General features: G+C 70.9%; 18 protein-coding genes and 1 pseudogene. 11 read left to right on the top strand and 8 right to left on the bottom strand.

Annotated features, from left to right (window positions below; translation table 11 throughout):
- Positions 1-87: 87 nt before the first annotated feature.
- The gene (locus AB5J50_RS17060; protein ID WP_369258967.1) at positions 88-1,050 is read left to right on the top strand and encodes a Kelch repeat-containing protein; all 963 of its coding nucleotides are present in this window, start codon (positions 88-90) and stop codon (positions 1,048-1,050) included.
- 1,293 nt (positions 1,051-2,343) lie between these two features.
- On the opposite strand, the gene AB5J50_RS17055 is transcribed toward AB5J50_RS17060, so the two are convergent.
- Both AB5J50_RS17055 and AB5J50_RS17050 read right to left on the bottom strand, forming a co-directional pair.
- Positions 2,344-2,535, bottom strand: coding sequence for a DUF397 domain-containing protein (locus tag AB5J50_RS17055; RefSeq protein ID WP_369258965.1), 192 nt, complete (start codon positions 2,533-2,535; stop codon positions 2,344-2,346).
- 3 nt (positions 2,536-2,538) lie between these two features.
- Positions 2,539-3,426, bottom strand: coding sequence for a helix-turn-helix domain-containing protein (locus tag AB5J50_RS17050; protein ID WP_369258963.1), 888 nt, complete (start codon positions 3,424-3,426; stop codon positions 2,539-2,541).
- A gap of 202 nt (positions 3,427-3,628) precedes the next feature.
- On the opposite strand from AB5J50_RS17050, the pseudogene AB5J50_RS17045 reads away from it, so the two are divergent.
- Positions 3,629-3,958: pseudogene (locus AB5J50_RS17045) on the top strand (ATP-binding protein); the annotation flags it as partial.
- A 129-nt stretch (positions 3,959-4,087) separates the two neighbouring features.
- The gene (locus AB5J50_RS17040; RefSeq protein ID WP_369265422.1) at positions 4,088-4,336 is read left to right on the top strand and encodes a hypothetical protein; all 249 of its coding nucleotides are present in this window, start codon (positions 4,088-4,090) and stop codon (positions 4,334-4,336) included.
- A gap of 85 nt (positions 4,337-4,421) precedes the next feature.
- Here AB5J50_RS17040 and AB5J50_RS17035 read toward each other — a convergent pair whose 3' ends face one another.
- Positions 4,422-5,114: a formylglycine-generating enzyme family protein gene (locus AB5J50_RS17035; protein WP_369265421.1), complete on the bottom strand. Its 693-nt coding sequence runs from the start codon at positions 5,112-5,114 to the stop codon at positions 4,422-4,424.
- Positions 5,115-5,280: 166 nt separating this feature from the next.
- The gene (locus AB5J50_RS17030; protein ID WP_369258961.1) at positions 5,281-6,924 is read right to left on the bottom strand and encodes a M4 family metallopeptidase; all 1,644 of its coding nucleotides are present in this window, start codon (positions 6,922-6,924) and stop codon (positions 5,281-5,283) included.
- 191 nt (positions 6,925-7,115) lie between these two features.
- Between AB5J50_RS17030 and AB5J50_RS17025 the strand changes: the two genes are divergently transcribed.
- Positions 7,116-7,553, top strand: a complete 438-nt coding sequence (locus AB5J50_RS17025; protein ID WP_369258959.1) for a gamma-glutamylcyclotransferase family protein — start codon at positions 7,116-7,118, stop codon at positions 7,551-7,553.
- Between the two features lie 82 nt (positions 7,554-7,635).
- Positions 7,636-8,601 carry an intradiol ring-cleavage dioxygenase gene (locus AB5J50_RS17020; RefSeq protein WP_369258957.1) on the top strand — a complete coding sequence of 322 codons (966 nt, stop codon included), beginning with the start codon at positions 7,636-7,638 and terminating at the stop codon, positions 8,599-8,601.
- 54 nt (positions 8,602-8,655) lie between these two features.
- Here the strand turns inward: AB5J50_RS17020 and AB5J50_RS17015 are convergent, their stop codons facing one another.
- Both AB5J50_RS17015 and AB5J50_RS17010 read right to left on the bottom strand, forming a co-directional pair.
- Entirely contained in the window at positions 8,656-10,755 is a 2,100-nt protein-coding gene (locus tag AB5J50_RS17015) for an alpha-galactosidase (RefSeq protein WP_369258955.1), read from the bottom strand.
- A gap of 188 nt (positions 10,756-10,943) precedes the next feature.
- Positions 10,944-13,163 carry a molybdopterin oxidoreductase family protein gene (locus AB5J50_RS17010; RefSeq protein WP_369258953.1) on the bottom strand — a complete coding sequence of 740 codons (2,220 nt, stop codon included), beginning with the start codon at positions 13,161-13,163 and terminating at the stop codon, positions 10,944-10,946.
- A 372-nt stretch (positions 13,164-13,535) separates the two neighbouring features.
- Between AB5J50_RS17010 and AB5J50_RS17005 the strand changes: the two genes are divergently transcribed.
- From AB5J50_RS17005 to AB5J50_RS16995, 3 genes are read left to right on the top strand one after another with little or no spacing between them, the layout of a single operon-like run.
- Entirely contained in the window at positions 13,536-15,074 is a 1,539-nt protein-coding gene (locus AB5J50_RS17005) for an amino acid adenylation domain-containing protein (RefSeq protein ID WP_369258951.1), read from the top strand.
- A complete protein-coding gene (locus tag AB5J50_RS17000; RefSeq protein ID WP_369258949.1) occupies positions 15,071-16,369 on the top strand; it encodes a hypothetical protein in 1,299 nt (432 codons plus the stop codon). The genes AB5J50_RS17005 and AB5J50_RS17000 overlap by 4 nt, the downstream gene beginning before the upstream one ends.
- 24 nt (positions 16,370-16,393) lie before the next feature.
- Complete coding sequence (locus tag AB5J50_RS16995) at positions 16,394-17,161, top strand: enoyl-CoA hydratase-related protein (protein ID WP_369258947.1); 768 nt, start codon at positions 16,394-16,396, stop codon at positions 17,159-17,161.
- 47 nt (positions 17,162-17,208) lie between these two features.
- On the opposite strand, the gene AB5J50_RS16990 is transcribed toward AB5J50_RS16995, so the two are convergent.
- Together AB5J50_RS16990 and AB5J50_RS16985 are read right to left on the bottom strand one after the other, a co-directional pair.
- Entirely contained in the window at positions 17,209-18,732 is a 1,524-nt protein-coding gene (locus AB5J50_RS16990) for a membrane-associated oxidoreductase (RefSeq protein ID WP_369258945.1), read from the bottom strand.
- On the bottom strand, positions 18,729-19,442 hold the full coding sequence (locus tag AB5J50_RS16985) for a vancomycin high temperature exclusion protein (RefSeq protein ID WP_369258943.1): 714 nt from the start codon (positions 19,440-19,442) through the stop codon (positions 18,729-18,731). The genes AB5J50_RS16990 and AB5J50_RS16985 overlap by 4 nt, the downstream gene beginning before the upstream one ends.
- Before the next feature lie 211 nt (positions 19,443-19,653).
- On the opposite strand from AB5J50_RS16985, the gene AB5J50_RS16980 reads away from it, so the two are divergent.
- The 3 genes from AB5J50_RS16980 (at position 19,654) to AB5J50_RS16970 (ending at position 23,371) form a co-directional block, all read left to right on the top strand.
- Positions 19,654-20,571 carry a sirohydrochlorin chelatase gene (locus AB5J50_RS16980; protein ID WP_369258942.1) on the top strand — a complete coding sequence of 306 codons (918 nt, stop codon included), beginning with the start codon at positions 19,654-19,656 and terminating at the stop codon, positions 20,569-20,571.
- Positions 20,572-20,674: 103 nt separating this feature from the next.
- Positions 20,675-22,012 carry a deoxyguanosinetriphosphate triphosphohydrolase gene (locus AB5J50_RS16975; protein WP_369258940.1) on the top strand — a complete coding sequence of 446 codons (1,338 nt, stop codon included), beginning with the start codon at positions 20,675-20,677 and terminating at the stop codon, positions 22,010-22,012.
- A gap of 93 nt (positions 22,013-22,105) precedes the next feature.
- A complete protein-coding gene (locus tag AB5J50_RS16970) occupies positions 22,106-23,371 on the top strand; it encodes an NAD(P)/FAD-dependent oxidoreductase (RefSeq protein WP_369258938.1) in 1,266 nt (421 codons plus the stop codon).
- Positions 23,372-23,389: the final 18 nt, after the last annotated feature.

Below are 23,389 nucleotides of genomic sequence, written 5' to 3'. Positions count from 1 at the left end.
GCGTCGCTCCTTGCCCTGGTGGCGGTCTTGGTGGGAGTGCTGCCGGCGGCGGCCACCAATGGGACGGTGTGGACGACACTGCCGTCGATGCCCACGGCTCGCTGGGGGCTGGCGGCGGCATCCGCGCCGTGCCCAACGGGGCAGACCGGCACCTGCGTCTACGCCGTGGGCGGCAACGGCAACGGCGGCACCACCGTCGAGTCGTACAACCGGCTCACCAATGCCTGGTCGACGCTGCGTTCGCTGACCACACCTCGTCGCGACCTGGCGGTGGCGGCCGCGCCGTGCCCGTTGGGACAGACCGGCACCTGTGTCTACGCCGTGGGCGGTTTCGATGCCGGCAACACCATCGTGGGCACGGTGGAGTCGTACAACCCCACCACCAACGCCTGGAGCACGGTGACCTCCCTGACCACACCCCGGTCGCAACTGGCGGCAGCCGCAGCCCCCTGTCCGCCCGGACAGACGGGCACCTGTGTCTACGCGGTCGGCGGCAACAATAACGGCCTGGCCGTGGGCACGGTGGAGTCGTACAACCCGGCCACCAATGCCTGGAGCACGGTGGCCTCGAACACGCCTCGGCTGCTTCTGGCGGCGGCGGCCGCCCCATGCCCGTCGGGGCAGACCGGCACCTGTGTCTACGCCGTGGGCGGTTTCGATGCCGGCAACACCATCGTGGGCACGGCGGAGTCGTACAACCCCACCACCAACGCCTGGAGCCCGGTGGCCTCACTGCCCACACGCCGGGCGGGCCTGCCGGCGGCGGCCGCTCCCTGCCCGTCGGGGCAGACGGGCACCTGCGTCTACGCGGTGGGCGGCTTCACCCCCGGAACCGTGGGCACGGTGGAGTCGTACAACCCCGTCTCCAACGTCTGGACGACGCTCCCGACGGCGCCCACACCCCGGGCGCAACTGGCGGCGGCGACCACCACGTGTCCGCCCGGACAGACGGGCACCTGCGTCTATACCGTGGGCGGCGTCATCCCGGGGGGCGCGCCCGTGGGCACGCTGGAAGCCCTCGACCCGCCGGCGGCCAAGCCCTCGCGCTGACCCGACCGAACGAACGAGGGGCTCCCACCTGCGTGGGAGCCCCTCACCCATGCCGCACCGACTTGTGCGCCCAGGCCGTGAAGGGGTGCTGACGGTTCTGCCTTCCGTCACACGAGCTGATGGACCGGTGCTCGCCGCCTTCCTCGTGCGCCGCATCTGTTCGTACGGTCGAGACCGATCGATGGCTCTTTGGAAGGTTCTCGCTGATCATCAGGGCTGTCGGTGTGAGCCGACAGCCCTTTCGTCACCTGGCACGCCTCATTTCGTCGGTGACCCTGCGTGCCCAGCGGATGCGTGCCCGGCTCCGGTCGCTCCACTTGCGCGTCGAGCCGCGCCACCTCCGGCAGATCCTCGGTGAGGTCCCTCAGCGCGCGCACCCGATCCCGTACGAGCTTGGTGCTGTACAGGCCGAATGGCTGGTGCCCGTGGCATCATTTGGCCGCCTCAGGTACCCAATGGACCCAGAATCTCGCATGGTCAAGAGATGACAGAGACAGCCGGGGCCCAGGCTGCCCAGGTCTCCTACTGGGTGGACCTCCAGCCAGATGGGACGTCCCGCCTGCACTTGATGAACAGGTCGCAGGATGCCATCTCCAACGTCAGAATGTTGTTCGGCGTGGAGCTCTCAGGGTCCGTGGTCACATTCACCGTGACTATGCCTAGCGTGCCCCCGTGCTCCGACATGGTGCTCACACCAAACAATATGAGGTACAAGATCGACAAAGGAGATGAGCCAGTCGGCTGGCGCACCCCTGTCGACGATCTACCAAACGAACGTGGGTGGCTGGATTTTGGGAAGAAAGATCCTGCGATCTACGCGGGTTTCGTCGAATTCTACGACCGCGACGGTGTTCGCTGGGCTCGTAATAGCGGCCTTCTGACCCGCAACCCTGGGGAACTAAAGGGGAGCGGGTGGGGGGTGGTGCAGGCGGTGTCCCCACAGCCCCTGAAGTCCTGTGGAGACGAGCGAGCCTAGGTCTTGTCTCTGGTCAGCGTCGGGTCCAGATGAGGATGCCCGGGAGGTGGAGGGCGGCCTGGTAGGCGATCGCTAGCGGCTCGTCGGTCTGGGTCCGCGCCGAAGGCTGTACGCCACGGCAGCACTCCCGCGCACGCTCATGGTGGGCAGGGGGCATGCGGGAGCGCGCTACCCGCGAGTCCTCGGCAAACGGTCTGGGAAGGGATCTCGCCAGGATCGATCAGTAGGTCCGGGATCTGCGATTGCGCCTATCGGCGAACACGGGTGCGACGCGGATATCCGGGAACGGGGCCTGGGAGGCGTGGACCGGCGCTCAGTTAGCGCCTGAAGTCGCCCTTGGTCAAGCTGGTTTGGAAGATGGTCCACGCGTTGGGCCGGAGGCGTAGGGACGGGCCCGTGGGGTTCTTGGAGTCGCGTATGGCGATGGTGGTGGGGATGTTGGTGGCTATCTCGACGCACTCGGCCTTTTCGTTGCTGTAGCTGGACTTGCGGTACTCGAATTCAGGCACGGCTCACAGCTCCTTGCGCAGCTTGCGGAGGAACGACACCGATTCCCGCTCGTCGAGGGAGCGTTCGGCGATCTTCTCGAACAGTTCATCGTAGGCGGCTGCGCCTTCACCGCCCTCTACCCAGCGCTCGACGAAGGGGGACTCCACGTAGACGACGTCCATGGCTCCGGGTGCGGTGAACGAGATGATGTTGAACGAGCCGTTGAGGCCAGGGTGCGTGCCAGCGCTGAAAGGGAAGATTCGAAGGTCGACGTTCGGCCGGTCGGCCACTTTGACGAGCTCTTCGAGTTGGTCCCCGGCTGTTGCCGCACCACCGGGAAAGTTGCGGAGAACCGCCTCGTAGATCACTACCCGTAGTGACAGCGGTGGGTCATCGGAGAGGCGGCGTTGGCGAGCGAGTCGCGCGGAGATGAACTCCTCGTCCGGCTGTGACCCCATGGTCACCCTGGCTGCCGGGCTCTTCCTCAACGCCCGTACGTACTCCGGCGTTTGTAGCAGCCCTGGAACGAATCCGGGCTGCCACACCTTGATGGCCGTCGCCGCGCTCTCCAGCGCGACGTACTCCTGCATGACGCCGGGGATGGAGTAGTCGTCCCACCAGCCCTTGGCCTTACGGCGTTCCCGGTCGACCCTCGCCAGTTCGAGAAGCCCTCCGATCCTCCCCAGGTCGTGGACGCCGTACAGCTCGCACAGGGCGCGGATGTCCGGGTCGCGCACGGGTACCCAGCCGCCCTCCATCTTCGCGACCTTCGTAGTGGACGCGGTGAGCACTTTGGCTGCCTGGGTCTGGTTGAGGCCGGCTGCCGTGCGCAACCTGGTGAGTTCGCCGCCGAGTCGGCGTCCCAGGACGGTGGATGTGCTGTTGCCCTGCGTCGGCTGGCGTGCGGTCACGTCGGTGCTCCTCCTGGCGTTGGCGCGTGGTCAGTCTGGCGTGGTGTCACGAGGCATCGCAAATGCCTTTCGGAGGAATTCCTCCGAGAGTAACTTGCCAGCGCCGCCGGACCGCCTCTACCGTCGGTGACGAACTGATCGCAGAGTGGCGTCAGTTACCGCACGGCGCAGCTCGCCCCTGCCCGGAAGTGAGCGACATGACATGACTGAGGTTCCGCTCCACTACGACCGCCTCGACTACACCCCCCTCCCCAAGAGCGTCACCCTCGCCCGCCGCCGGGCCTACCGGCTGATCACGGAATGGGGCCACCCCGAACTCGCTGACGACACTGCCCTGTTGGTCTCCGAGCTCGGCGGCAATGCCGTACTGCACGGAAGCCTCCGCGACCGGCTCTTCCGCGTGGAACTCACTCTCACCGAGCGCGGCGTACGCATCGCGGTGTCGGACCCGAAGGGTGAGTTACGGCCGAGTCTGCGCGAGGCGACGGCGGACGACATGTTCGGGCGCGGGCTGCTGATCGTCGGGCAGGTGGCAGACCGTTGGGGTGTCTGCGAGCTGTCCGTCGGCAAGTCCGTCTGGTGCGAGCTGGACGTCGTACGCGAGGTGGCCTCCGGTCATGACCGTGACCGCAGCGAACCCCCGCCATCCAGCAGGGCGACCATGGCGGAACCGTTGAAGACCTTCGTCGGCGGCGTCGAGGTCGAGGTCCCCAACAGCATCCCTGACATCCGGGCCGCTCTTCCCGAGGGGCGGCGCGAGGAGTTCGACCGTGCCATCAACGAGGCCGGGGTGCGTGAAATCCACTCCGTGATGCAGCACTGGATGCTGGAAGCCGTGCCTGACCCGGAGGCCGAAGCGCTGCTGAAGCGGTGCGCGGCGGACGAGGCCGAGAGGCGAGGCGTCGCTTGAGCTACCACATCACCTATGCTCCCCCCCGCTAACGACACCCTGGCCAAGATGAGGAACGCCGAGGCTTTCCGGGGTGTGATGGTGCCTACGGCCGTACGTCACCCCCGGCCGTGAGCGACCGCGCGACCCGGAACCCCACGTCGTCCACCCGGAACGTCGGGTGGCTGCGGCGCCGCGCGGACGCCCGGCAGCTCCAGTGTTCGTCGAACCAGCCGCCGCCGCGCAGCACCCGGTAGCTGCCGTAGACCTCGGGGTCGTAGACGTCCCAGCACCAGTCCCAGACATTGCCGAGCATGTCGTGAAGGCCCCACGGGTTGGGCAGCTTGCCGCCCACGTCGTGGATCCGCTCGTCGGAGTTGCCGCGGTACCAGGCGATCTCGTCGAGCGGCCCGTAGTGCGGTCCGGCGGTGCCGGCGCGGCAGGCGTGCTCCCACTCGGCCTCGGTCGGCAGCCGGTATCCGTCGGCGGCCCTGTCCCACTCGACCGACTCACCGCGCTCGGTGCCTTCGTCATCGCCCTCGCCATGGAGGCGGTACGCGGGCACGAAACCGTCCCGCTCGGAGAGGGCGTTGCAGAACCGGACCGCGTCCCACCACGAAACGCTCTCCACGGGCAGCCGGTCCCCGTGGGCCGCGCTCGGCCGCCGGCCCGTGATCTGCGCGTACAGCGCCTGCGTGACCGGGAACGCCGCGAGCTCGTAGGGCGCGACCTCGACCGGCCAACTCCGTTGCGTACGGCGGTCCGACAGGGTCACCCGCCCCGGCGGGACGGCGACCATTGCCGGCCGCCCCGAGGGGATCGCGGTCGTCTCGTTGCCGGCGATGCCAGGGATGCCGGCGATTCCGGCGTTTTTGGAGTTTCCAGCGTTCGAGCCCATGGGCAGGCGATCTTATCCGCACCCACCTGCCCATGGGCCGACGCACACCGTCAGGCCGGCCGGCGGATCAGCTCACCGACACCGCCGACCAGGCCGCCGCCACCGCGTTGTACTCCGTACTCCCCGCGCCGTACAGATCCTTCGCCGCGTTCAACGTGGCTGTCCGCGCGGCCGCGTAGTTCGTCGAGGACGTCATGTAGACCGTCAGCGCCCGGTACCAGATCTTGCCGACCTTGTCCCGGCCGATGCCCGTCACCGTAGAGCCGTTGCAGGTGGGGGAGTTGTAGCTCACGCCGTTGATCGTCTTCGCGCCGCTGCCTTCCGACAGCAGGTACGCGAAGTGGTTCGCCACGCCGGACGAGTAGTGCACGTCGAGATTCCCCACCGAACTGCTCCAGCAGTCCGCCGAGTTGCCGTCCTTCGAGGGCTGGTCCATGAAGCGGAGGGCCGCCTTGCCGAAGCCCGAGCGGACGATCTTCTCGCCGATCAAGTAGTCACCGGGGTCGGAGGAGTTGTTCGCGTAGAACTCGACCATGGTGCCGAAGATGTCGGAGGTCGCCTCGTTGAGGCCGCCGGACTCGCCCGAGTACGTCAACGCCGCCGTCTTGGAGGTGACGCCGTGGGACATCTCGTGGCCCGCGACGTCGAGGGCGACCAGTGGGCCGAACGTCGTCCCGTCACCGTCGCCGTACGTCATGCAGAAGCAAGTGTCGTCCCAGAAGGCGTTGTTGTAGCTGCTGCCGTAGTGCACGCGGTTGTACGAGCCCTTGCCGTCGCCGGCGATGCCGCTGCGGCCGTGGACGTTCTTGTAGTAGTCCCAGGTCTCGTTCGTGCCGTACTGCGCATCCACCGCGGCGGACGAGCGGTCCGAAGTCGCGCCCGTTCCCCAGTGGTTGTCCGTGTCCGTGAACAGCGTCGCGGGGGCGCGGCTGATACAGATCCCGAGGATGCAGAGGTCCGTCTTGTTCGCCGCGTCGCCCGTGTAGGTGTTGCCGCGCGTCGGGTCCTTCAGCTGGTACGTCGATCCCGACAGCGTGGTCTCCAGCGGGACCGTGCCGCTGTAGAGCGACTGGCCGTCGCCCGCCGCCGTCTCGATGGTGTCCCAGGCGTCGATCTGCGCGCCCGTGCGGGCGTCGGTGAGGACGGTGCGGGCGACCGGGTTGCCCAGCGAGTCCTGGGCCACCGCGTTGGTGCGCCAGGCGAGCTTCGGTGTGCCGTGCAGGGCGTCGACGACCAGCTGCGGCTTGGCCGTCACCCTCTTCAGCGCCTCACCCAGGTTCGCGGCGCGCAACGCGTTGACCGCGAGGTCGGCGGCCTTCGGGGCGGACAGCTCGGGTGTCACGCTCGTCAGCGAGATGGCCCGCTTCGTCGCGCGGTTCGCGCTGCGGTAGCTGCCGTTCGGAGCCAGGTGGACGACGAAGTCGCCGCCCAGGACCGGAAGTTCATGGTACGTACGGTCGTAGCGCACATGCTGGCTGCCGTCCGCGTCGACGACGACGTCACGAACCTTGGTGCCCTGGTCGGAGGTCAGACCCAGACTCGCGGCCTGGTCCAGCAGCGCCGACGTCGCGTTCTGGATCGCGGTGGTCCGGCTCGGCCGGGCGGCCGCGTCCGCGGTGGGGGAGAGCGCTGCCGCCAGCAATGTGGCGGTGGTCGCGGCTATGCCGGCGGTGACGAAACGGGAACCTCGGATGTGCCGTATCCGACTCATCGGTCTCCTAGGGAAGGCGCCGTGGGGCGGGCGCGTGGGGGTGGCGCTGAAGTTGACTCAGATTTAAAGGTCCATGACATGTCATGTCCAGAGCGCGTGCTGGCGGATGTGTGTGGGTGTGTGAGGGGTGAGAATCGTTTCTGCAAAGGCCGGAGCGACGGCTTCCGTGCAGCGCCGAAAGGGACACGATCATGGCCACGGTCGGACGGCCGGCAGAGGTGCGACTGCCCTTCTTCGTCTACGGCACCCTGCGCCCCGGCGAGCACAACCACGACCTCTTCCTGCGCGGCCGCACGGAGTCCGAGGAGCCCGGCCGCATGCGCGGGATCGTCCTGTACGACGGGCCCGGCTACCCGTACGCCGTCGAGGAACCCGGCGGAGTGGTGAACGGCGAACTCGTGACCGCGCTGCCCGAGGCGTACGAGGAACTCCTGGCGGCGCTCGACGGGTTGGAGGAGTACACGCCGGGCGATCCGCGCAACCTGTACGAGCGGGTCGTGCGCGAGGCCACGGGCGCGGACGGGACCACGCTCGTACGGGCCTCGGTGTACGTGGCCGCCCCCACCGTCGCCGCCCGGCTGCGGGCCCGCGGCAAGCTCATCGAGAGCGGGGACTGGCACGGCGGCTGAACCCCGGCCGAAGTGCACTCGTGCGAGTGGCCGCCCCGTGCGCCCCCGCCACCCCGTACGGTTCCGCCCCTAGGGTCCGGCCATGACCGACAGCGACATCACCCGGCGCCGTGCCCTCGCGCTGGGCGGCGCGGCCACCGGCGCCGCCCTGGGCATCGGGCTCACCTCGTGCTCCTCGGACTCCGACTCGCAGACGTCCTCGGACGCGTCCCCGAGCGCGTCGGGTTCCGCCGGAGCCACCGCCCAGGCCGCCTCCGACACCTGCGTGCTCAACCCCACGGTCACGCAAGGGCCGTACTACCTGGACGGCGCGCTGTTCCGGAAGGACATCACCGACGGCAAGCAGGGCGTCCCGCTGACGGTGCGGCTGACCGTGCGGGACCAGACCGGGTCCTGCGCCCCGGTGTCCGGCGCGGCCGTCGAGATCTGGCACTGCGACGCCTGGGGCTATTACTCCGGCTACACCACCGCCAACCCCGGCGGCTCCGCGCCCGCCGAGAGCGCGGACACCAGCGGTGCCGACGACAAGACGTATCTGCGCGGCTTCCAGACGACCGGCGACGACGGGGTGGTGGCGTTCACGACGATCTACCCCGGGTGGTACACACCGCGCGCCACGCACATCCACGTCAAGGTGCACACCGGCGGCAAGAAGGCCGACAACACCTACGAGGGCGGCAAGGTCAACTGGACGGGGCAGCTCTTCTTCGACGACAAGTACGGGGAGGAGGTCTACAAGAAGTCCCCGTACAGCCGGCACACCGGGAGCTGGACCAGGCTCGACGACGACATGGTCTATGCCGGGGGCGGCGCCAAGGACGGGCTCATGGCCCTCACCGGGTCCGTGGACTCCGGCTTCACCGGCACCCTGACCGTGGGGATCGACCCGGACAAGGAGAACTCCGGGGCGGGCACGGACGGCGGGGGCAGCCAGCCGCCCAGCGGAATGCCGAGCGGGATGCCCAGCGGAATGCCGAGCGGGATGCACAGTGGCACCCCGAGCGCGATGATGCCGTCCGACGGCGCGAGCGCGTCCGCGACCTCGTAGCCCTCGGCCCGTCAGCCCCTCGGCCCGTCAGCCCCTCACCAGAGTGCCAATCCCTCAGTCCCCGGCGGTGATCCGCACCAGCAGTACCGCCGGGGCCTCGCCCAACCGCACCCGCACGCCCTCTCCCTTCCATTCCGCCCGTCCCGCACCTGGCGCGGCTGTCGACGGATGCAGCACCTCCACCCGTACGTCGCCCAGACCCGCCAAGTGCGGGACGGGCAGCAGCAGTTCGGCGACACCTCCGCCCCTTCGCCACACCGTGAGGTACGTGGCGCCCGCGACCGGCGCGCGCAGCCCCAGAGCCACCCACTCGTCCGTCCAGCCCGGCAGCCCCAGCGGCCAGAACGGCACCGACGTCCGCAGATCGCCGCGCAGGGACTTGTAGACGGCCACGGCCTCTCGCACCAGCCGGAGCTGACTGGGCGTCATGAGATCGAGGTGGCCCGAGAGATGGACCCGGCCCAGCAGCGCCGAGCCCAGGGTGAAGGCGATCTCGGCGTCGGTGAAGTCGGGTTGGGGGTAGGCCCAGACGGCGCCCTGTTCGGGCGGTACCGCTGTCGGTGCGGCGGCCGCGATCGGTGGGTAGCGAAGGGGGTCCTGCTGGTCGGAGGTGGACTGGAGCTGGGTGACGGCGAGGGACGCGCCGTCCATGCGCAGGCCGCCGGAGGCGCAGTTCTCCAGGACCAGGCCGGGGTGGCGGTCCAGGACGGAGGAGAGCCAGGCCAGCCAGGCACGGGAGTGGGCGAGGTGGCCCGGCGCGGAGGTGGTGATGTTGTAGTCGAGCTTGAGATAGCCGACGCCCAGTTCGCCGACGAGGCGGTCGACCGTCGCGTCGAGGTGGGCGCGGGCCGCGGGATGGGTCAAGTCGAGCTGGTGGCGGCCCTGTTCGGTGACACGGGTGCCGCCTTCGTGCCGGAGGAACGCCGCGTCGGGCAGTTCGGCGGCGACGGGACTGCGCACCCCGACCACCTCCGGCTCCAGCCACAGCCCCGGCACCATCCCGCGCTCCCGGACGCGGTCCAGCACGGCCCGCAGGCCGCCGGGGAAGCGCCGGGCCGACGGCAGCCAGCCGCCGACACCGTCCCACCAGCCGCCGGCCCCGCTCCCGTCCTCCTCGCCGCCCTCGTCGTCGTACCACCCCGCGTCGACGCAGAAGTACTCCGCACCCGCGTTCGCCGCCGCGTCGATCAGCGGCAGCAGCTTCCGCGTCGTCGGGTCGCCCATCAGCGTGTTCATGTAGTCGTTGAAGACGACGGGGAGGCGCTCGTGGTCCGGGTGCGGGCGGCGGACCAGACGGCGGTACGAGGTCAGCGCGGCCAGGGCTCCGTCGAAACCGTCGCCGAGGGCGAGGGCCGCGAACTCCGACGCGAACTCCTCGCCGGGGCCCAGGACTTGACGCCACTGGTGGTCGTCCGCAGTCGGGCCGCCGAGGGAGAGATACGTGTGGTGGTCCGCCTCGCCCGCCTCCCACAGCCAGCTCGACGCGGACTCGATCTGCCAGGCCCAGCAGCGTCCGTCCGTACGGTCGGTGAACGCGCCCATCGCCAGGTGGCCGTCGGTCGGCCAGCTGCCCCGCCCGGCGAGCCGCAGCCCGGCCCGTCCGTCGTGCCCGTGGAACTCCCGCCCGAGGTCCGGCACGGACTCCCGCACATCCTCCGCGTACCAACGGCACTCGGCGAGCCAGTCGTTGCGCGCCCGGTGCACGTCGAGCACGTCCGGCGAGGGCAGGGCGCCCAGCAGCAGACTGCTCACCGAGCGCACGGTGACCGGCGCGGCTCCGTCGTTCCGCAGCCGGACGCGGGAGCGCAGCACCGGTACGCCGTCCGGCGAGGAGTACTCCACGAAGACCACCAACCGGTTTGCCGGGTCATGGAGTTCGACGGTCAGGTGGTGCCAGCCGTCGCCGTACGTCGCGTGGTGGGCGCGATGCCTCAGGCGCGGCCCGAGCGCCGTGCCCGTGAAGCGCGGCCCGGACCAGCCGGTGCCGTCGCCGAGCAGCACCACGTCGACCAGCGGCAGCGCGGCCTCGACGGCGCCCTTGAGATCATGGTCGCCGGGGCGCGCCAGCCGGACCAGCCGGGGTGTGTCACCGTCCAGATCGAAGTCGGCGGTGAGCCCCGAGTGCCCCCAGCGGTAGCCGTACTCCTGCGCCATGCGATCCCCCCGGCCCTCGCGGCACGTCCCGCCGGCCACGGTGGAGCCGCGCGATCGGGAAGCCGACACCTCGACCGATACCCCTGGGGCGGGGATGCCAACACCTTGGCCGGTACTCCTGCGACGGGGAGCTCAACACCCTGGCCGGTACTCCTGTGACAGGGACCCCAACACCCTGGCCGACACCCCTACTTCGCCGCCTCCACCCGCACCGCGCACGTCTTGAACTCGGGCATCCGCGAGGTGGGGTCGAGGGCAGGGTTGGTCAGGGTGTTGGCCCGGCCCTCGCCCGGCCAGTGGAAGGGCATGAACACGGTGTCGGGGCGGATGGTGGTCGTGATCCGGGCCGGTGCGACGGCCCGCCCGCGCCGTGACACCACCGTCACCGCGTCGCCGTCCGCCACCCCGAGCCGCTCGGCCAGCCGCGGATGCATCTCCACGAAAGGCCCGGGCGCCGCCGCGTTCAGCTCGTCGACGCGCCGTGTCTGGGCGCCCGACTGGTACTGCGCGACGACCCGCCCGGTGGTCAGCAGCACCGGGTACTCGTCGTCCGGTTCCTCGGCGGCGGCCCGGTGCGACACGGGGACGAACCGCGCGCGGCCGTCCTCGGTGGCGAAACGGTCGAGGAAGAGGCGGGGGGTGCCCGGGTGGACGCCGCCGTCCAGCGTGTCGCCAGGGGGGTCGGCCGGGGCGGCGTCCTCGGCCGGGTCGTCCGGGAGCACGTCCAGCGAGGCGTCCTCGCAGTCACCGAAGTCCACGGTGCTGTCCGTGCTGTCCGTGCCGTCCGTGCTGCCCGTGCCGTCCGGCGCCGGGCAAGGCCAGAACACCCCGTTCTCCTCCGCCAGCCGCCCGTAGGTGATCCCCGAGTAGTCCGCAGGCCCGCCCGCGCTCGCCCGGCGCAGCTCGTCGAAGACCTCCTCCGGGTCCGTCGGGAAGCCCTTCTCCACGCCGAGGCGGGCGGCCAGTTCATGGAGGACGTCGAGGTCGCTGCGTACGCCCTCGGGAGGGGTGATCGCCCGGCGGCGCAGCAGCACACGGCCCTCCAGGTTCGTCATCGTGCCCGTCTCCTCGGCCCATTGCGTCACCGGCAGGACGACGTCCGCGAGGGCGGCCGTCTCGGAGAGGACGACGTCCGCCACCGCCAGGAAGTCCAGGGACTTCAGCCGCTCCTCGATGTGCGCGGCGCGGGGCGCGGACACCACCGGGTTCGAGCCCATCAGCAGCAGGGAGTGGATGTCCGTACCCATCGCGTCGAGGAGTTCGTAGGCGCTGCGGCCCGGTCCCGGCAGCGAGTCGGGGTCCACGCCCCACACCTCGGCCACATGGCGCCGCGCCGCCGGGTCCGTCAGTTTGCGGTAGCCGGGCAACTGGTCGGCCTTCTGGCCGTGTTCGCGCCCGCCCTGCCCGTTGCCCTGCCCGGTGAGGCAGCCGTACCCGGACAGCGGGCGCCCCGAACGGCCGGTTGCCAGGCACAGGTTGATCCACGCGCCCACCGTGTCGGTGCCCTTGGACTGCTGCTCGGGCCCGCGTGCGGTGAGCACCATCGCAGCCTCCGGCTCGCAGAACAGCCGTACTGCTTCCCGGAGTTGGGGAACGGACACCCCCGTGATCCGCTCCACGTACTCCGGCCAGTGCGCCATGGCCGCCGCCCGAGCCTCCTCCCAGCCGCTCGTACGGGACTGGATGTACTCCTCGTCCGTACGGCCCTCGGAGACGATGAGGTGGAGCAGGCCGAGGGCGAGTGCCAGGTCCGTGCCGGGGCGGGGCGCGAGGTGCAGGTCCGCCTGCTCGGCCGTGCGGGTGCGGCGCGGGTCGATGACGATCAGCGTGCCGCCGTTCTCCTTCAGCTCGGTGAGGTAGCGCAGCGCGGGCGGCATCGTCTCGGCGAGGTTGGAGCCGACGAGGATCACGCAGCCGGTCCTCGGGATGTCCTCCAGGGGGAAGGGCAGCCCCCGGTCCAGGCCGAACGCCTTGATGCCGGCGGCCGCCGCGGACGACATGCAGAAGCGGCCGTTGTAGTCGATCTGCGAGGTGCGGAGGACGACGCGGGCGAACTTTCCGAGGGCGTACGCCTTCTCGTTCGTCAGTCCGCCCCCGCCGAACACCCCGCACGCGTCCGGACCATGCTCCGTGCGCGTGCGGGACAGCCCTTCGGTGATCCGGTCGAGCGCCTCGTCCCAGCCGGCGGGCTCCAGGACGCCACCCTTGCGGATCAGCGGCGAGGTCAGCCGCAGCCGGGACGACAGCAGCGCGGGCGCCGTACGCCCCTTGCCGCACAGCGCGCCCCGGTTCACCGGGAAGTCGGCGCGCTCGGTCACCTCGACGCCACCGTCGGCCGCGGGCGTCAGATTCATCCCGCACTGCAGGGCGCAGTACGGGCAGTGGGTGGGCGTCGCGGAGGTGTCCATGCCGTTCAGCGTGCGTCGGGCGTGTTACGCGCCGGGGAGGGGAGCGTTACGCGGCCGGGACGGGGACCTCCCGGCCGGGCCCGGCCCGCGGTGAGGCCCACGGGGATGCCTGTCGCGACACCCGCTCGGCGGCACACAGACCCCCACTACAGTCGCCGCCGGCCGATACGGAAGTTGCCTGTGTGACAGAAGACACCTCGTGTGGCTTATTCCGTACCGTAGTTGGCCGACTACGCCTTGTTGAGAGTTTGAGCTCCGGGACTACAGTCGGGCCCCGCAAGACCCCGCACGGCGTTCGACATACCGGGCGTGCCGCCGCTGACCCCGGAGCAGGCATCCGTCATTCGAAACAGCCAGGAGGTCTCCCGAACCATGCCTCTGCGCGATCTCACCCCCCACGACCAGGCCCTCTTCTGGCGATTCGGCCGAGGGCCGGCCGTCGCCGTCCCCGACCCGCTCATCCACCGCGCCGTCGAACGACAGGCCGCGGCCACCCCCCACGCCGTCGCCGCCGAACACCAGGGCGCCACGATCACGTACGGCGAGCTGAACCGCTACGCGGACGCGCTCGCCGCCCGCCTCGTCCGCGAGGGCGTACGCCCCGGCGACCACGTCGGCCTCTTCGTACGCCGTTCGATCCCGATGCTCGTCGGACTCCTCGGCACGCTGAAGGCGGGCGCTGCCTACGTCCCGCAGGACATCGGGCTGACCCCGGCGGCCCAGCTGAGACATGTCGTCCGCGGCGCGGCGACGCGCGTGGTGCTCACCCTCGCGGAGCACGCGCACCGCGTTCCCTTACCGCCGGGCGGCCTGCTGATCGCGCTCGACGAGCCGGCGCCGTACGAGCCGGAGCGGGGCCGCCCGTTCTCCGTGGCGGCCGTCCGCCCGGACGACGGCTGCTACGTCCTGTTCACCTCCGGCACCACCGGCCGGCCCAACGGCGTCAAGGTCACCCACCGCAACGTCGCGAACATCCTGCTCACCGAGCCGGGCGCGCTCGGTGTCCGCCCCGGCGAACGCGTGGCCCAACTCCTCAACATCGCCTTCGACATGGCGGCCTGGGAGATCCTCGGCTGCCTCACGCACGGCGGCACGCTGGTCATCCGCGGCAAGGACATCGCGGCGACGGCCCGTACGGCGGACGTCCTCATCGCCACGCCGACCGTCCTGTCCGGCATCGACCCGGCGCACTGCCCGCACGTAAGGGCGGTCGCCGTCGCGGGAGAGCCCTGCCCGCGCCCGCTCGCCGACCTCTGGGCGCGGCGCACCGCCTTCCACAACTCCTGCGGCCCGACCGAGACGACGATCGTGAACACGATGCGCCGCCACGACCCGGCGGATCCGCTGCTCACCATCGGCCGCCCCACCCCCAACAACACGGTGTACGTCCTCGACGGGCGCCGCCGGCCGGTGCCCATCGGCGAGGCGGGCGAGATGTGGGCGGGCGGCGACTGCGTCTCGGCGGGCTATCTGGGCAACCCGGACCTGACCGCCGAGCGGTACGCGCCGGACCCCTTCCTCGGCGGGGGCCGGCGGATGTTCCGCACCCGCGACCTCGGCCGCTGGACCCCCGACGGCGAACTCGAACACCTCGGCCGCACCGACGACCAGGTCAAGGTCCGCGGCTTCCGTGTCGAACTCGACGCCGTCTCCTCGGTGCTGGAGTCGGTGGCGGGCTGCGCCCGCGCGGTGACCCTGAAACGGGACGCCCGCACGCTCGTCTCGTTCGTCTGCCCGGCGGACGTCGACCCGGAGACCGCCCGCCGCGCGGTGGCGAACGCCCTCCCGTACTACTGCGTCCCCTCCGACGTCCTGCCCCTCGCCACCCTCCCCGAGACCGACCGCGGAAAGATCGACAAGCCGGCGCTGCTGCGGCTGGCGGAGGAACGGTTCGAGGTGGTCGCGCGATGACGTCGTCCCCGCCGAGGACACAGCCTTCCGCGAATGTCCGGCTCCCGGGCGGCGACGAGACCCCCGCACTGCCCCCGCTGACGTCCGCCCCCCGCCGCCTCCTCAAACACCCCCGCCTGATGCACTACAACCGCCTGGCCGCACTGGTCGTCGCGGCGAACCTCGCCTACCTGTACGCGAGTTGGCCCCACTCGCCCCGGACCCTCGGCCACGCGGCCCTCGCGAACCTCGCACTCGCCGTGATCGTCCGCCAGCAGTACGTCATCAACCTGCTCTTCCGGCTGGCCACCTGGGCGCCGACATCGTGGCCGCTGAAGGTGCGCTGGACGCTGGGGAAGGTGTACCACTTCGGCGGTCTGCACGTCGGGGGAGCGCTGGCGGGTTCGGCGTGGTTCGTGGCCGGGACGGTGCTGGCGACACGGAACGGCGCGAACACCGTACCCCTGGCGACCAGTTGGGCCCTCCTGGCCCTGCTGGCCTTGATCATCGCCACCGCGCTGCCGCCCTTCCGCTCCCGCTTCCACGACCACTTCGAGAAGATCCACCGTTTTGGCGGCTGGACGGCGCTGGCGCTGTTCTGGGCCCATGCCTCGCTGTCCGCCCCGGGCCCGGTGTCCTTCTCGGTCCTGGCCGTCGTCACCTTCAGCGTGGCGCTGCCCTGGCTGCGGCTGCGCAAGGTGGACGTACGGATCGAACGCCCCTCCCCGCATGTGGTGCTGGCCCGCTTCGACCACGGGGTGACCCCGTTCGCGGGCTCCTCGACGGCGATCAGCCGCAGCCCGCTCAAGGAATGGCACTCCTTCGCGAACGTGCCGGCGCCCGGCCGCCCCGGCTTCCGGCTCACCATCTCCCGCGCGGGGGACTGGACGGGTTCGTTCATCGACGACATGCCGTCGCGGGTATGGGTGAAGGGCATCACGACGGCCGGGGTCGCGAACATCGAGACCCTGTTCAAGAGGGTGGTCTACGTCGCCACCGGCAGCGGCATCGGCCCCTGCCTGCCGCACCTGCTGGCCGCCGAGGTCCCCTCGCGCCTGGTCTGGGCGACCCGCGATCCCCGTACGACCTACGGCGACGCCCTCGTCGACGAGATCCTCGCCGTCCAGCCGCACGCCCTCGTCTGGGACACCTCCCGGCACGGCAAGCCCGACATGGTGCACCTCGCGTATGCCGCGTACCGCGACTTCGACGCCGAGGCCGTCATCTGCATCTCCAACAAGAAGCTCACCTGGCAGGTGGTGCACGGCCTGGAACGGCGCGGGATTCCGGCGTACGGCGCGATCTGGGACTCGTAACCCGACTGCTGGAGAGGAGAGTTGATGAACAACCTCAAGATCGAACAGGACGGCGGGGTGGTGACCGTACGCCTCCACCGTCCGCACGTCCTCAACGCACTGAGCGCCGAACTGCTCACCGAACTCCTGGACATCCTGCGCCCGTTGGACAAGGACCCCCAGGTCGGCTGCTTCGTGATCACGGGATCCGAGCGGGCCTTCGCGGCGGGCGCCGACATCAAGGAGATGGCGGGGAGGACGGCGTCCGAGATGGCGGCGGAGGACTACTTCGCCGGGTGGGAGGAGTTCGCCTCCTTCCGCACTCCGAAGATCGCCGCCGTCAACGGCCTGGCGCTGGGCGGGGGTTGTGAGCTGGCGATGATGTGCGACCTGATCATCGCGGGCGAGTCGGCCGCCTTCGGCCAGCCGGAGATCAGGCTCGGCGTGATCCCCGGCATCGGCGGCACCCAGCGGCTGACCCGACTGGTGGGCCGGGCCAAGGCGATGGACCTGATCCTCACGGGCCGCACGATGGACGCGCACGAGGCGGAACGCGCGGGCCTGGTGTCCCGCGTGGTCCCCGACGGCCGTGTCCTCCCCGAGGCACTGGAGGCGGCCACGGCCATCGCCTCGTACGGCCGCCCGGCGGTCACCGCCGCCCGTGAGTGTGTGGACCGGGCCCTGGAGACGGGGCTCGGCGACGGCGTCCTCTTCGAACGCCGGGTGTTTCACGGGCTGTTCGCGACGGAGGACCAGAAGGAGGGGATGAGCGCGTTCCTGGAGAAGCGGACGCCTGTCTTCAAGGGACGCTGAGATCTGGTGGCCGGGGACGAGGGCGGCCTCCCGTCCCCGGCCACCAGCTACTGGCGGCTCAGGGAGCGGCTGGCGCCCGCCGCGATCGTCGTCGCGAGGATCCACCCGGTGATGATCAGCAGATAGGAGAGCCACTGGTACCCGCCGCGCGGCGCGAACGCCCCTTCCTGCCCGAAGTCGATGATGGGCAGCAGCAGATCGAGGGTGTAGACGACGGGGTTGAAGTCGGGCGCCTCGGCGGGCTTCAGGGCGTGCGGATGGTGCAGCGCGAAGGCGACGGCGCCGGTGCACAGCAGCAACAGCAGCCAGCCGGCGGCGCGCATCGGGCGGAAGCCGTAGCCGACGGTCGCGTCCTGCAGATGGCCCCATAACCTGGCGTAACGCGGCAGTGTCCGGCGATGGCGGCGCAGCTTGGCCAGCTGGACCCTGCGCGCGGCACCGTCGTCGCCCGCGGTGCGGTACGCGGCGGTCAACTGCTCGTAGGCGTAGGGAAGATAGCCGCCCTCCTCGCGTTCCAACAGCGGCAGTCGCTGCGCGGCGGGCAGATGTGGGGCGAGGGTGCGATAGCTGAGGCCGTCGATCCGGACGCGCGCGGGCCACACCTCCGGAGGGACGTGCAGGAGGTCCAGCTGGGACCTGCGCAGATTAACCGTGCCCTTGATCGGGGCGGCGTCGCGCAGCCACAGTTCGCCGATGACGCAACTGCTGGCGCGCAGTGCCTGTCCCTCGGGGTTGGACAGCCGGGCGTAGGCGAGATTGAGCTGGCGGGGAATCCTCGCTCCGCTCAGATTGACCCGGCCCCGGGCGCGCAGCCGCATGCCATGCAGGTCGGTGCCGACCGAGAGGTTCTCGGCGTGCAGAGCGGTGTCGCCGGGCGGAGCGTGCAGTTCGGCGTCGTTGAGGTTCACCTGCCCGCCGACCGTGGCGCCGTTCAGCCGGACCTGGCCGCGGGCGACGAGGCCGACGGCCCACACGTCGGTGCCGATCTCCGCGTGGTTGAGCTGGAGAACCGGTTCCTCGGACGCTTCGGGATCCGGGCTGCCCGGCGAGTCCGGAGTGCCCGGCGCGTCCGGTGCGGCCTGGGGGCCGAGCCGCGCCCCGTTGAGGAACACGGCGCCGGAGGTCTTCGCCCCCTGGAGCCGCAGCGGGCCGGTGATACGGCAGCAGCTGAGCCGCAGTACCCCGTCGACACGCAGGTTTCCCCCGCTGAGCCCCGGCAGCACCGAGTCGCTCAGTACCAGGGCGGGCAGCCGCGCCCCGTACAGATTCGGGGCCTGCTCGAAGTGGCAGGACCGCAGCCGCACAGCGTGTTCGACCGTCCCGTACATGAGGTTGAGCTGCCCGCTGACGCGCGCGCCCGTCAGCTTCAGTCCGGCGATGTCACCGTCGCTGGTCGGCCCGCCGACCAGCAGCGCCCGCAGCACCTCGGCGCGTACGGTCCGCTCCGGACCCCAGGACGCACCGGCCGCGGGGTCCTCGTCGGGGCTCTCGCGGAAGTCGACTCCCTCACCGCGCGGGAAGGCCTGCCAGACGCGGCGTTCCGCGGGGGTCAGATCGGCGGGCGCCGTCACCTTCCGGCCGCCGACGCCAGGGCCCGGGCGACCCCCGGCTCCTTCGGCCCCAGGAAATGCGGATCCGGCTTGAACACAGCGTCCAGGGCGGCCTTTCCGGCGGCGAAGACCTCCCGGGTGCCGCCGTAGTACCAGGTGACGTCGTGCTTCGCGTCGACTCCGATGCCGTACGAGTCGACCCCCGCCGCCTGGCACAGGGCGACCGCGCGGCGGATGTGGAAGCCCTGGCTGATCAGCACGGCCCGGTCGACGCCGAAGATCTTCTTCGCGCGCACGCAGGAGTCCCAGGTGTCGAACCCGGCGTAGTCGCTGACGATCCGCTTGTCCGGCACCCCACGCTTCGTCAGATACGCGCGCATCGCGTCCGGTTCGTCGTAGTCCTTGCGGCTGTTGTCGCCGGTGACGAGGACGACCTCGATCCGCCCGGCCCGGTACAGCTTCGCGGCCGCGTCGAGGCGGTGCGCGAGGTACGGGGAGGGCTCGCCGTCCCACAGCCCGGCCCCGAAGACCACCGCGACCTCGGTGCGCGGCGCGTCGGCGGTGGTCCGCAGCCGGTCGCCCGTCACCACGTACATCCAGGTCGCCGGAAGCAGCGCCAGCACGCACAGCAGCATGAACGCCTGCACGGCCCGCCGCTGTCCGGTACGGGTGCGTGGCAGTCGTGGCAGGCGTGGTCTGCGCGGCTTGGGCAGCTCAACGAGATGGCGCATCGGACGGTCCCCTCCCCAGGTGGCCTCGACCAAGGAGGACGCTTCGAACGGTGATCCGGTTCGCCCCCATGGAGTGACCAGCTTCACTCATCGAACTGTCATCGCAGGTCACGAAGGCTCACACACCGAGTGCATCCCATCGTGAACCCCTGGAAAACACCCGTCATGCCCGCGCAACGGCCCGGCAACCTGCTGCCGCCAGGATCGGTCCATGACGGCGTCGAACCATCCTCCCGACGAGTCCCAGCTCCGCCCCGCCGGCCGGCCGCCGCGTGGCGCCCACCCAGACGGTCACCTCGACAGTACGGCGCAACTCATGAACCGGATCACCAGCCAGCTCGGCAGTCAGCTCAGCCTCGTCTCGCTCAACGGCACGCGCCGCCCCGAGCCGCCCGCGCTCGTCCTCGTGGCGCACGGCAGCCGCGACCCGCGCACGCTGAGAACCGTACGCACCCTGATCGAGCGGGTCCGCGAGCTGCGCCCCCACCTGTCCGTGCGCCTGGGCCACATCGAGCTGAACGAACCGCTGCTGCCCGACACGCTCGCCTCCCTCGACGGCAAGGCGGACGCCGTCCTCGTACCGCTGCTGCTCAGCCGCGGCTACCACGTCAAGCGCGACATCCCCGAGATGGCGGCCGCCGCACCCCGCGTACGCACCCGCGTCGCCGCCCCGCTCGGCCCGCACCCGCTGCTCGTGGAGACGCTGTACGCGCGGCTCGTCGAGGCCGGATGGCGGACCCGGATGAGCGACTCCGCCCGCCGCGCTAGCGGCGTCGTGCTCGCCGCCGCCGGTTCCCGCGACCCCGACGCGGCCGTCGACACCCGCCGCACCGCCCAGCTGCTCGCCGAACGCCTCGGCGTCCCCGTCGTCCCGGCGTACGCCTCCGCCGCCGCGCCCACCGTCCCCGCCGCCCTGCGCGCCCTCGCCGCCCGCGGCCGCCACCGCATCGCCGTCGCCTCGTACTTCACCGCCCCCGGCCGCTTCGCCACCCAGTGCGCCGACGCCGCCCCGTGGATCGCCGCCGATCCGCTCGGCGACCACCCGGCGATGGCCCGTCTGGTCCTGCACCGCTACGACCAGGCGCTGGCGACTCCGGCCACCACGGAACCGGAGCTGGCCTCGGTCTGAACCACCGGGCAACGGGATCGCCCCAGGAGGGCGAACAGAACCCGGCGGACGCACAGGCGCCCCGCAACCCCCGATTGTCACTGGCGCCGCTTACTGTCGAAGCATGGACGGCACCGCACCCCCCTCCGACGATTACGACCCGACGTCAGTCGACCGCTGGGCCGCAGAGCCCGACAAACGCCCAGGCCGCACCGCCTTCCAACGCGACCGCGCCCGCATCCTGCACTCCTCCGCCCTGCGCCGCCTCGCGGGCAAGACCCAGGTCGTCACCCCCGGCACCAGGAGCCAGGTCTGGGACGCCAGCCCCCGTACGCGACTGACCCACTCCCTGGAGTGCGCCCAGGTCGGCCGCGAACTCGGCGCCGCCCTCGGCTGCGACCCCGACCTGGTCGAGGCGGCCTGCCTCTCGCACGACCTGGGGCATCCGCCCTTCGGACACAACGGCGAGCAGGCGCTGAACGAGTTCGCGGAGGACTGCGGGGGTTTCGAGGGCAACGCCCAGTCGCTGCGGCTGCTCACCAGGATCGAGCCCAAGCGCTTCGTCCGCTCCGAGACCGTGACCGCGGACGCTGCCACGGCGGGCGGCGACCTCGTCAGCGTCGGCCTCAACCTCACCCGCGCCGCACTCGACGCCGCGACCAAGTACCCCTGGCCGAGAGGCGCCCATCCCACCGACCCGAAGTCGCCGAAATTCGGGGTCTACGAAGACGACCGGCCGGTCTTCGACTGGGTCCGCAAGGGCGCCCCGGGCACCCGCACCTGCTTCGAGGCCCAGGTCATGGACTGGTCGGACGACGTGGCGTACTCGGTGCACGACGTCGAGGACGGCCTGCACGCGGGCCACATCGACCCCAACTGCCTGCACGCGGAGCCCGAGCGGCAGGAGATCTTCGCGGTGGCCATCGGGCGGTACGTGCCCGCGGACACCGACCCCGCCGAGCTGTCCGAGGCCCTGGACCGGCTCCTGGACCAGGAGTGGTGGCCGCACGGGTACGACGGATCGGCCGTCGCGCAGGCCCGTTTGAAGGACGCCACCAGCCAGCTCATCGGCCGCTTCTGCCTGGCCGCGGAGGGCGCCACGCGCGCGACGTACGGCAGCGGGCGGCTCACGCGGTACAACGCCGAGCTCGTCGTACCGAAAAGCGCGCGCCATGAGTGCGCCGTTCTCAAGGCCGTCGCCGACCGCTATGTCATGCAGCGCGCCGAGCAGGAGCGGCTCCGCGCGGACCAGCGGATCGTCGTCGCCGAACTGGCCGAGGCGCTCACGGTCCGCGCGCCCGACGGACTGGATCCGCAGTTCCGGGCGCTGTTCGACATCGCGATCGACGACCGGGCCCGCAAGCGTGTGATCGTCGACCAGATCGCTTCGCTCACCGATGCCTCGGCGCGTTCCCTGCACCTCAGGCTCACCACGCGTTCCCATGGGGGCGGAAGAGTGTGACCCTGCGTGGCCTGATCGGGCCACACCCTCTTCCCGCATCACGCTCCGTGCGGGAGGCTCGCATGTGGCGACATCCTTACGAGGAGGCATCAAGTGGTCGACGCGGATCAGACATTCGTCATCGTCGGAGGAGGTCTGGCCGGCGCGAAGGCGGCCGAGACACTCCGAGCGGAGGGCTTCACCGGCCGCGTGATACTGATCTGCGACGAACGCGACCACCCGTACGAGCGCCCGCCCCTGTCCAAGGGCTATCTCCTCGGCAAGGAGGAGCGCGACAGCGTCTTCGTCCACGAACCCGCGTGGTACGCGCAGAACGACGTCGAGCTGCACCTCGGCCAGACCGTCGACGCCATCGACCGCGCCGCGAAAACCGTCCGCTTCGGCGACGACGGCACCCTCGTCCACTACGACAAGCTGCTGATCGCGACGGGTGCGGAGCCGCGCCGCCTCGACATCCCGGGTACGGATCTCGCGGGCGTCCACCACCTGCGCCGCCTCGCCCACGCCGAGCGGCTCAAGGGCGTCCTCGCCGCCCTCGGCCGTGACAACGGACACATCGTGATCGCGGGCGCGGGCTGGATCGGCCTGGAGGTCGCGGCCGCCGCACGTGAGTACGGCGCCGAGGTCACCGTCATCGAGCCGGAGCCGACACCGCTGCACGCGGTCCTCGGCCCCGAGCTCGGCCAGCTCTTCGCCGAGCTGCACCGCGAGCACGGCGTCCGCTTCCACTTCGGCCGCCGGCTCACCGAGATCGTCGGCCAGGACGGCATGGTGCTCGCCGCACGTACGGACGACGGCGAGGAGCACCCCGCCAACGACGTCCTGGCGGCCATCGGCGCTGCCCCGCGCACCGGGCTCGCCGAGGCCGCGGGGCTCACCCTCGCCGAGCGCGCGCACGGCGGCGGCATCGCGGTCGACGAGCGGCTGCGCACCTCCGACCCCGACATCTACGCGGCCGGCGACGTCGCCGCCTTCCACCACACGCTCTTCGGCACCCGGCTGCGCGTCGAACACTGGGCCAACGCGCTCAACGGCGGACCGGCGGCCGCCCGAGCGATGCTGGGCCGCGAGCTGACGTACGACCGCGTGCCCTATTTCTTCTCCGACCAGTACGACATCGGGCTGGAGTACTCGGGCTGGGCGCCCCCGGGGTCGTACGACCAGGTGGTGGCCCGTGGAGACGTCGGCAAGCGAGAGTTCATCGCCTTCTGGCTCAAGGAGGGGAGGGTGCTGGCCGGGATGAACGTGAATGTGTGGGACGTCACGGAGCCGATCCAGCAGCTGATCCGATCCCGGGCCCAGGTGGACACGGAGGCGCTCGCCGACCCGCATGTCCCGCTGGACAGCCTGATCCCATGACGGACGGCGGCGCTCGAC

This window comes from Streptomyces sp. R35 (genome assembly GCF_041053035.1).
Lineage (GTDB): Bacteria > Actinomycetota > Actinomycetes > Streptomycetales > Streptomycetaceae > Streptomyces > Streptomyces lutosisoli.
This window is presented reverse-complemented; position numbering and strand designations above follow the sequence as displayed.

What these genes read in the sequence shown, in the direction of transcription:
- AB5J50_RS17060 (WP_369258967.1), top strand. Translation starts at nt 88, where the DNA reads ATGCCCACGGCTCGCTGGGGGCTGGCGGCGGCATCCGCGCCGTGCCCA.
- AB5J50_RS17040 (WP_369265422.1), top strand. Translation starts at nt 4,088, where the DNA reads ATGGCGGAACCGTTGAAGACCTTCGTCGGCGGCGTCGAGGTCGAGGTC.
- AB5J50_RS17035 (WP_369265421.1), bottom strand. Translation starts at nt 5,114, where the DNA reads ATGGTCGCCGTCCCGCCGGGGCGGGTGACCCTGTCGGACCGCCGTACG.
- AB5J50_RS17030 (WP_369258961.1), bottom strand. Translation starts at nt 6,924, where the DNA reads ATGAGTCGGATACGGCACATCCGAGGTTCCCGTTTCGTCACCGCCGGC.
- AB5J50_RS17025 (WP_369258959.1), top strand. Translation starts at nt 7,116, where the DNA reads ATGGCCACGGTCGGACGGCCGGCAGAGGTGCGACTGCCCTTCTTCGTC.
- AB5J50_RS17020 (WP_369258957.1), top strand. Translation starts at nt 7,636, where the DNA reads ATGACCGACAGCGACATCACCCGGCGCCGTGCCCTCGCGCTGGGCGGC.
- AB5J50_RS17015 (WP_369258955.1), bottom strand. Translation starts at nt 10,755, where the DNA reads ATGGCGCAGGAGTACGGCTACCGCTGGGGGCACTCGGGGCTCACCGCC.
- AB5J50_RS17010 (WP_369258953.1), bottom strand. Translation starts at nt 13,163, where the DNA reads ATGGACACCTCCGCGACGCCCACCCACTGCCCGTACTGCGCCCTGCAG.
- AB5J50_RS17005 (WP_369258951.1), top strand. Translation starts at nt 13,536, where the DNA reads ATGCCTCTGCGCGATCTCACCCCCCACGACCAGGCCCTCTTCTGGCGA.
- AB5J50_RS17000 (WP_369258949.1), top strand. Translation starts at nt 15,071, where the DNA reads ATGACGTCGTCCCCGCCGAGGACACAGCCTTCCGCGAATGTCCGGCTC.
- AB5J50_RS16995 (WP_369258947.1), top strand. Translation starts at nt 16,394, where the DNA reads ATGAACAACCTCAAGATCGAACAGGACGGCGGGGTGGTGACCGTACGC.
- AB5J50_RS16985 (WP_369258943.1), bottom strand. Translation starts at nt 19,442, where the DNA reads ATGCGCCATCTCGTTGAGCTGCCCAAGCCGCGCAGACCACGCCTGCCA.
- AB5J50_RS16980 (WP_369258942.1), top strand. Translation starts at nt 19,654, where the DNA reads ATGACGGCGTCGAACCATCCTCCCGACGAGTCCCAGCTCCGCCCCGCC.
- AB5J50_RS16975 (WP_369258940.1), top strand. Translation starts at nt 20,675, where the DNA reads ATGGACGGCACCGCACCCCCCTCCGACGATTACGACCCGACGTCAGTC.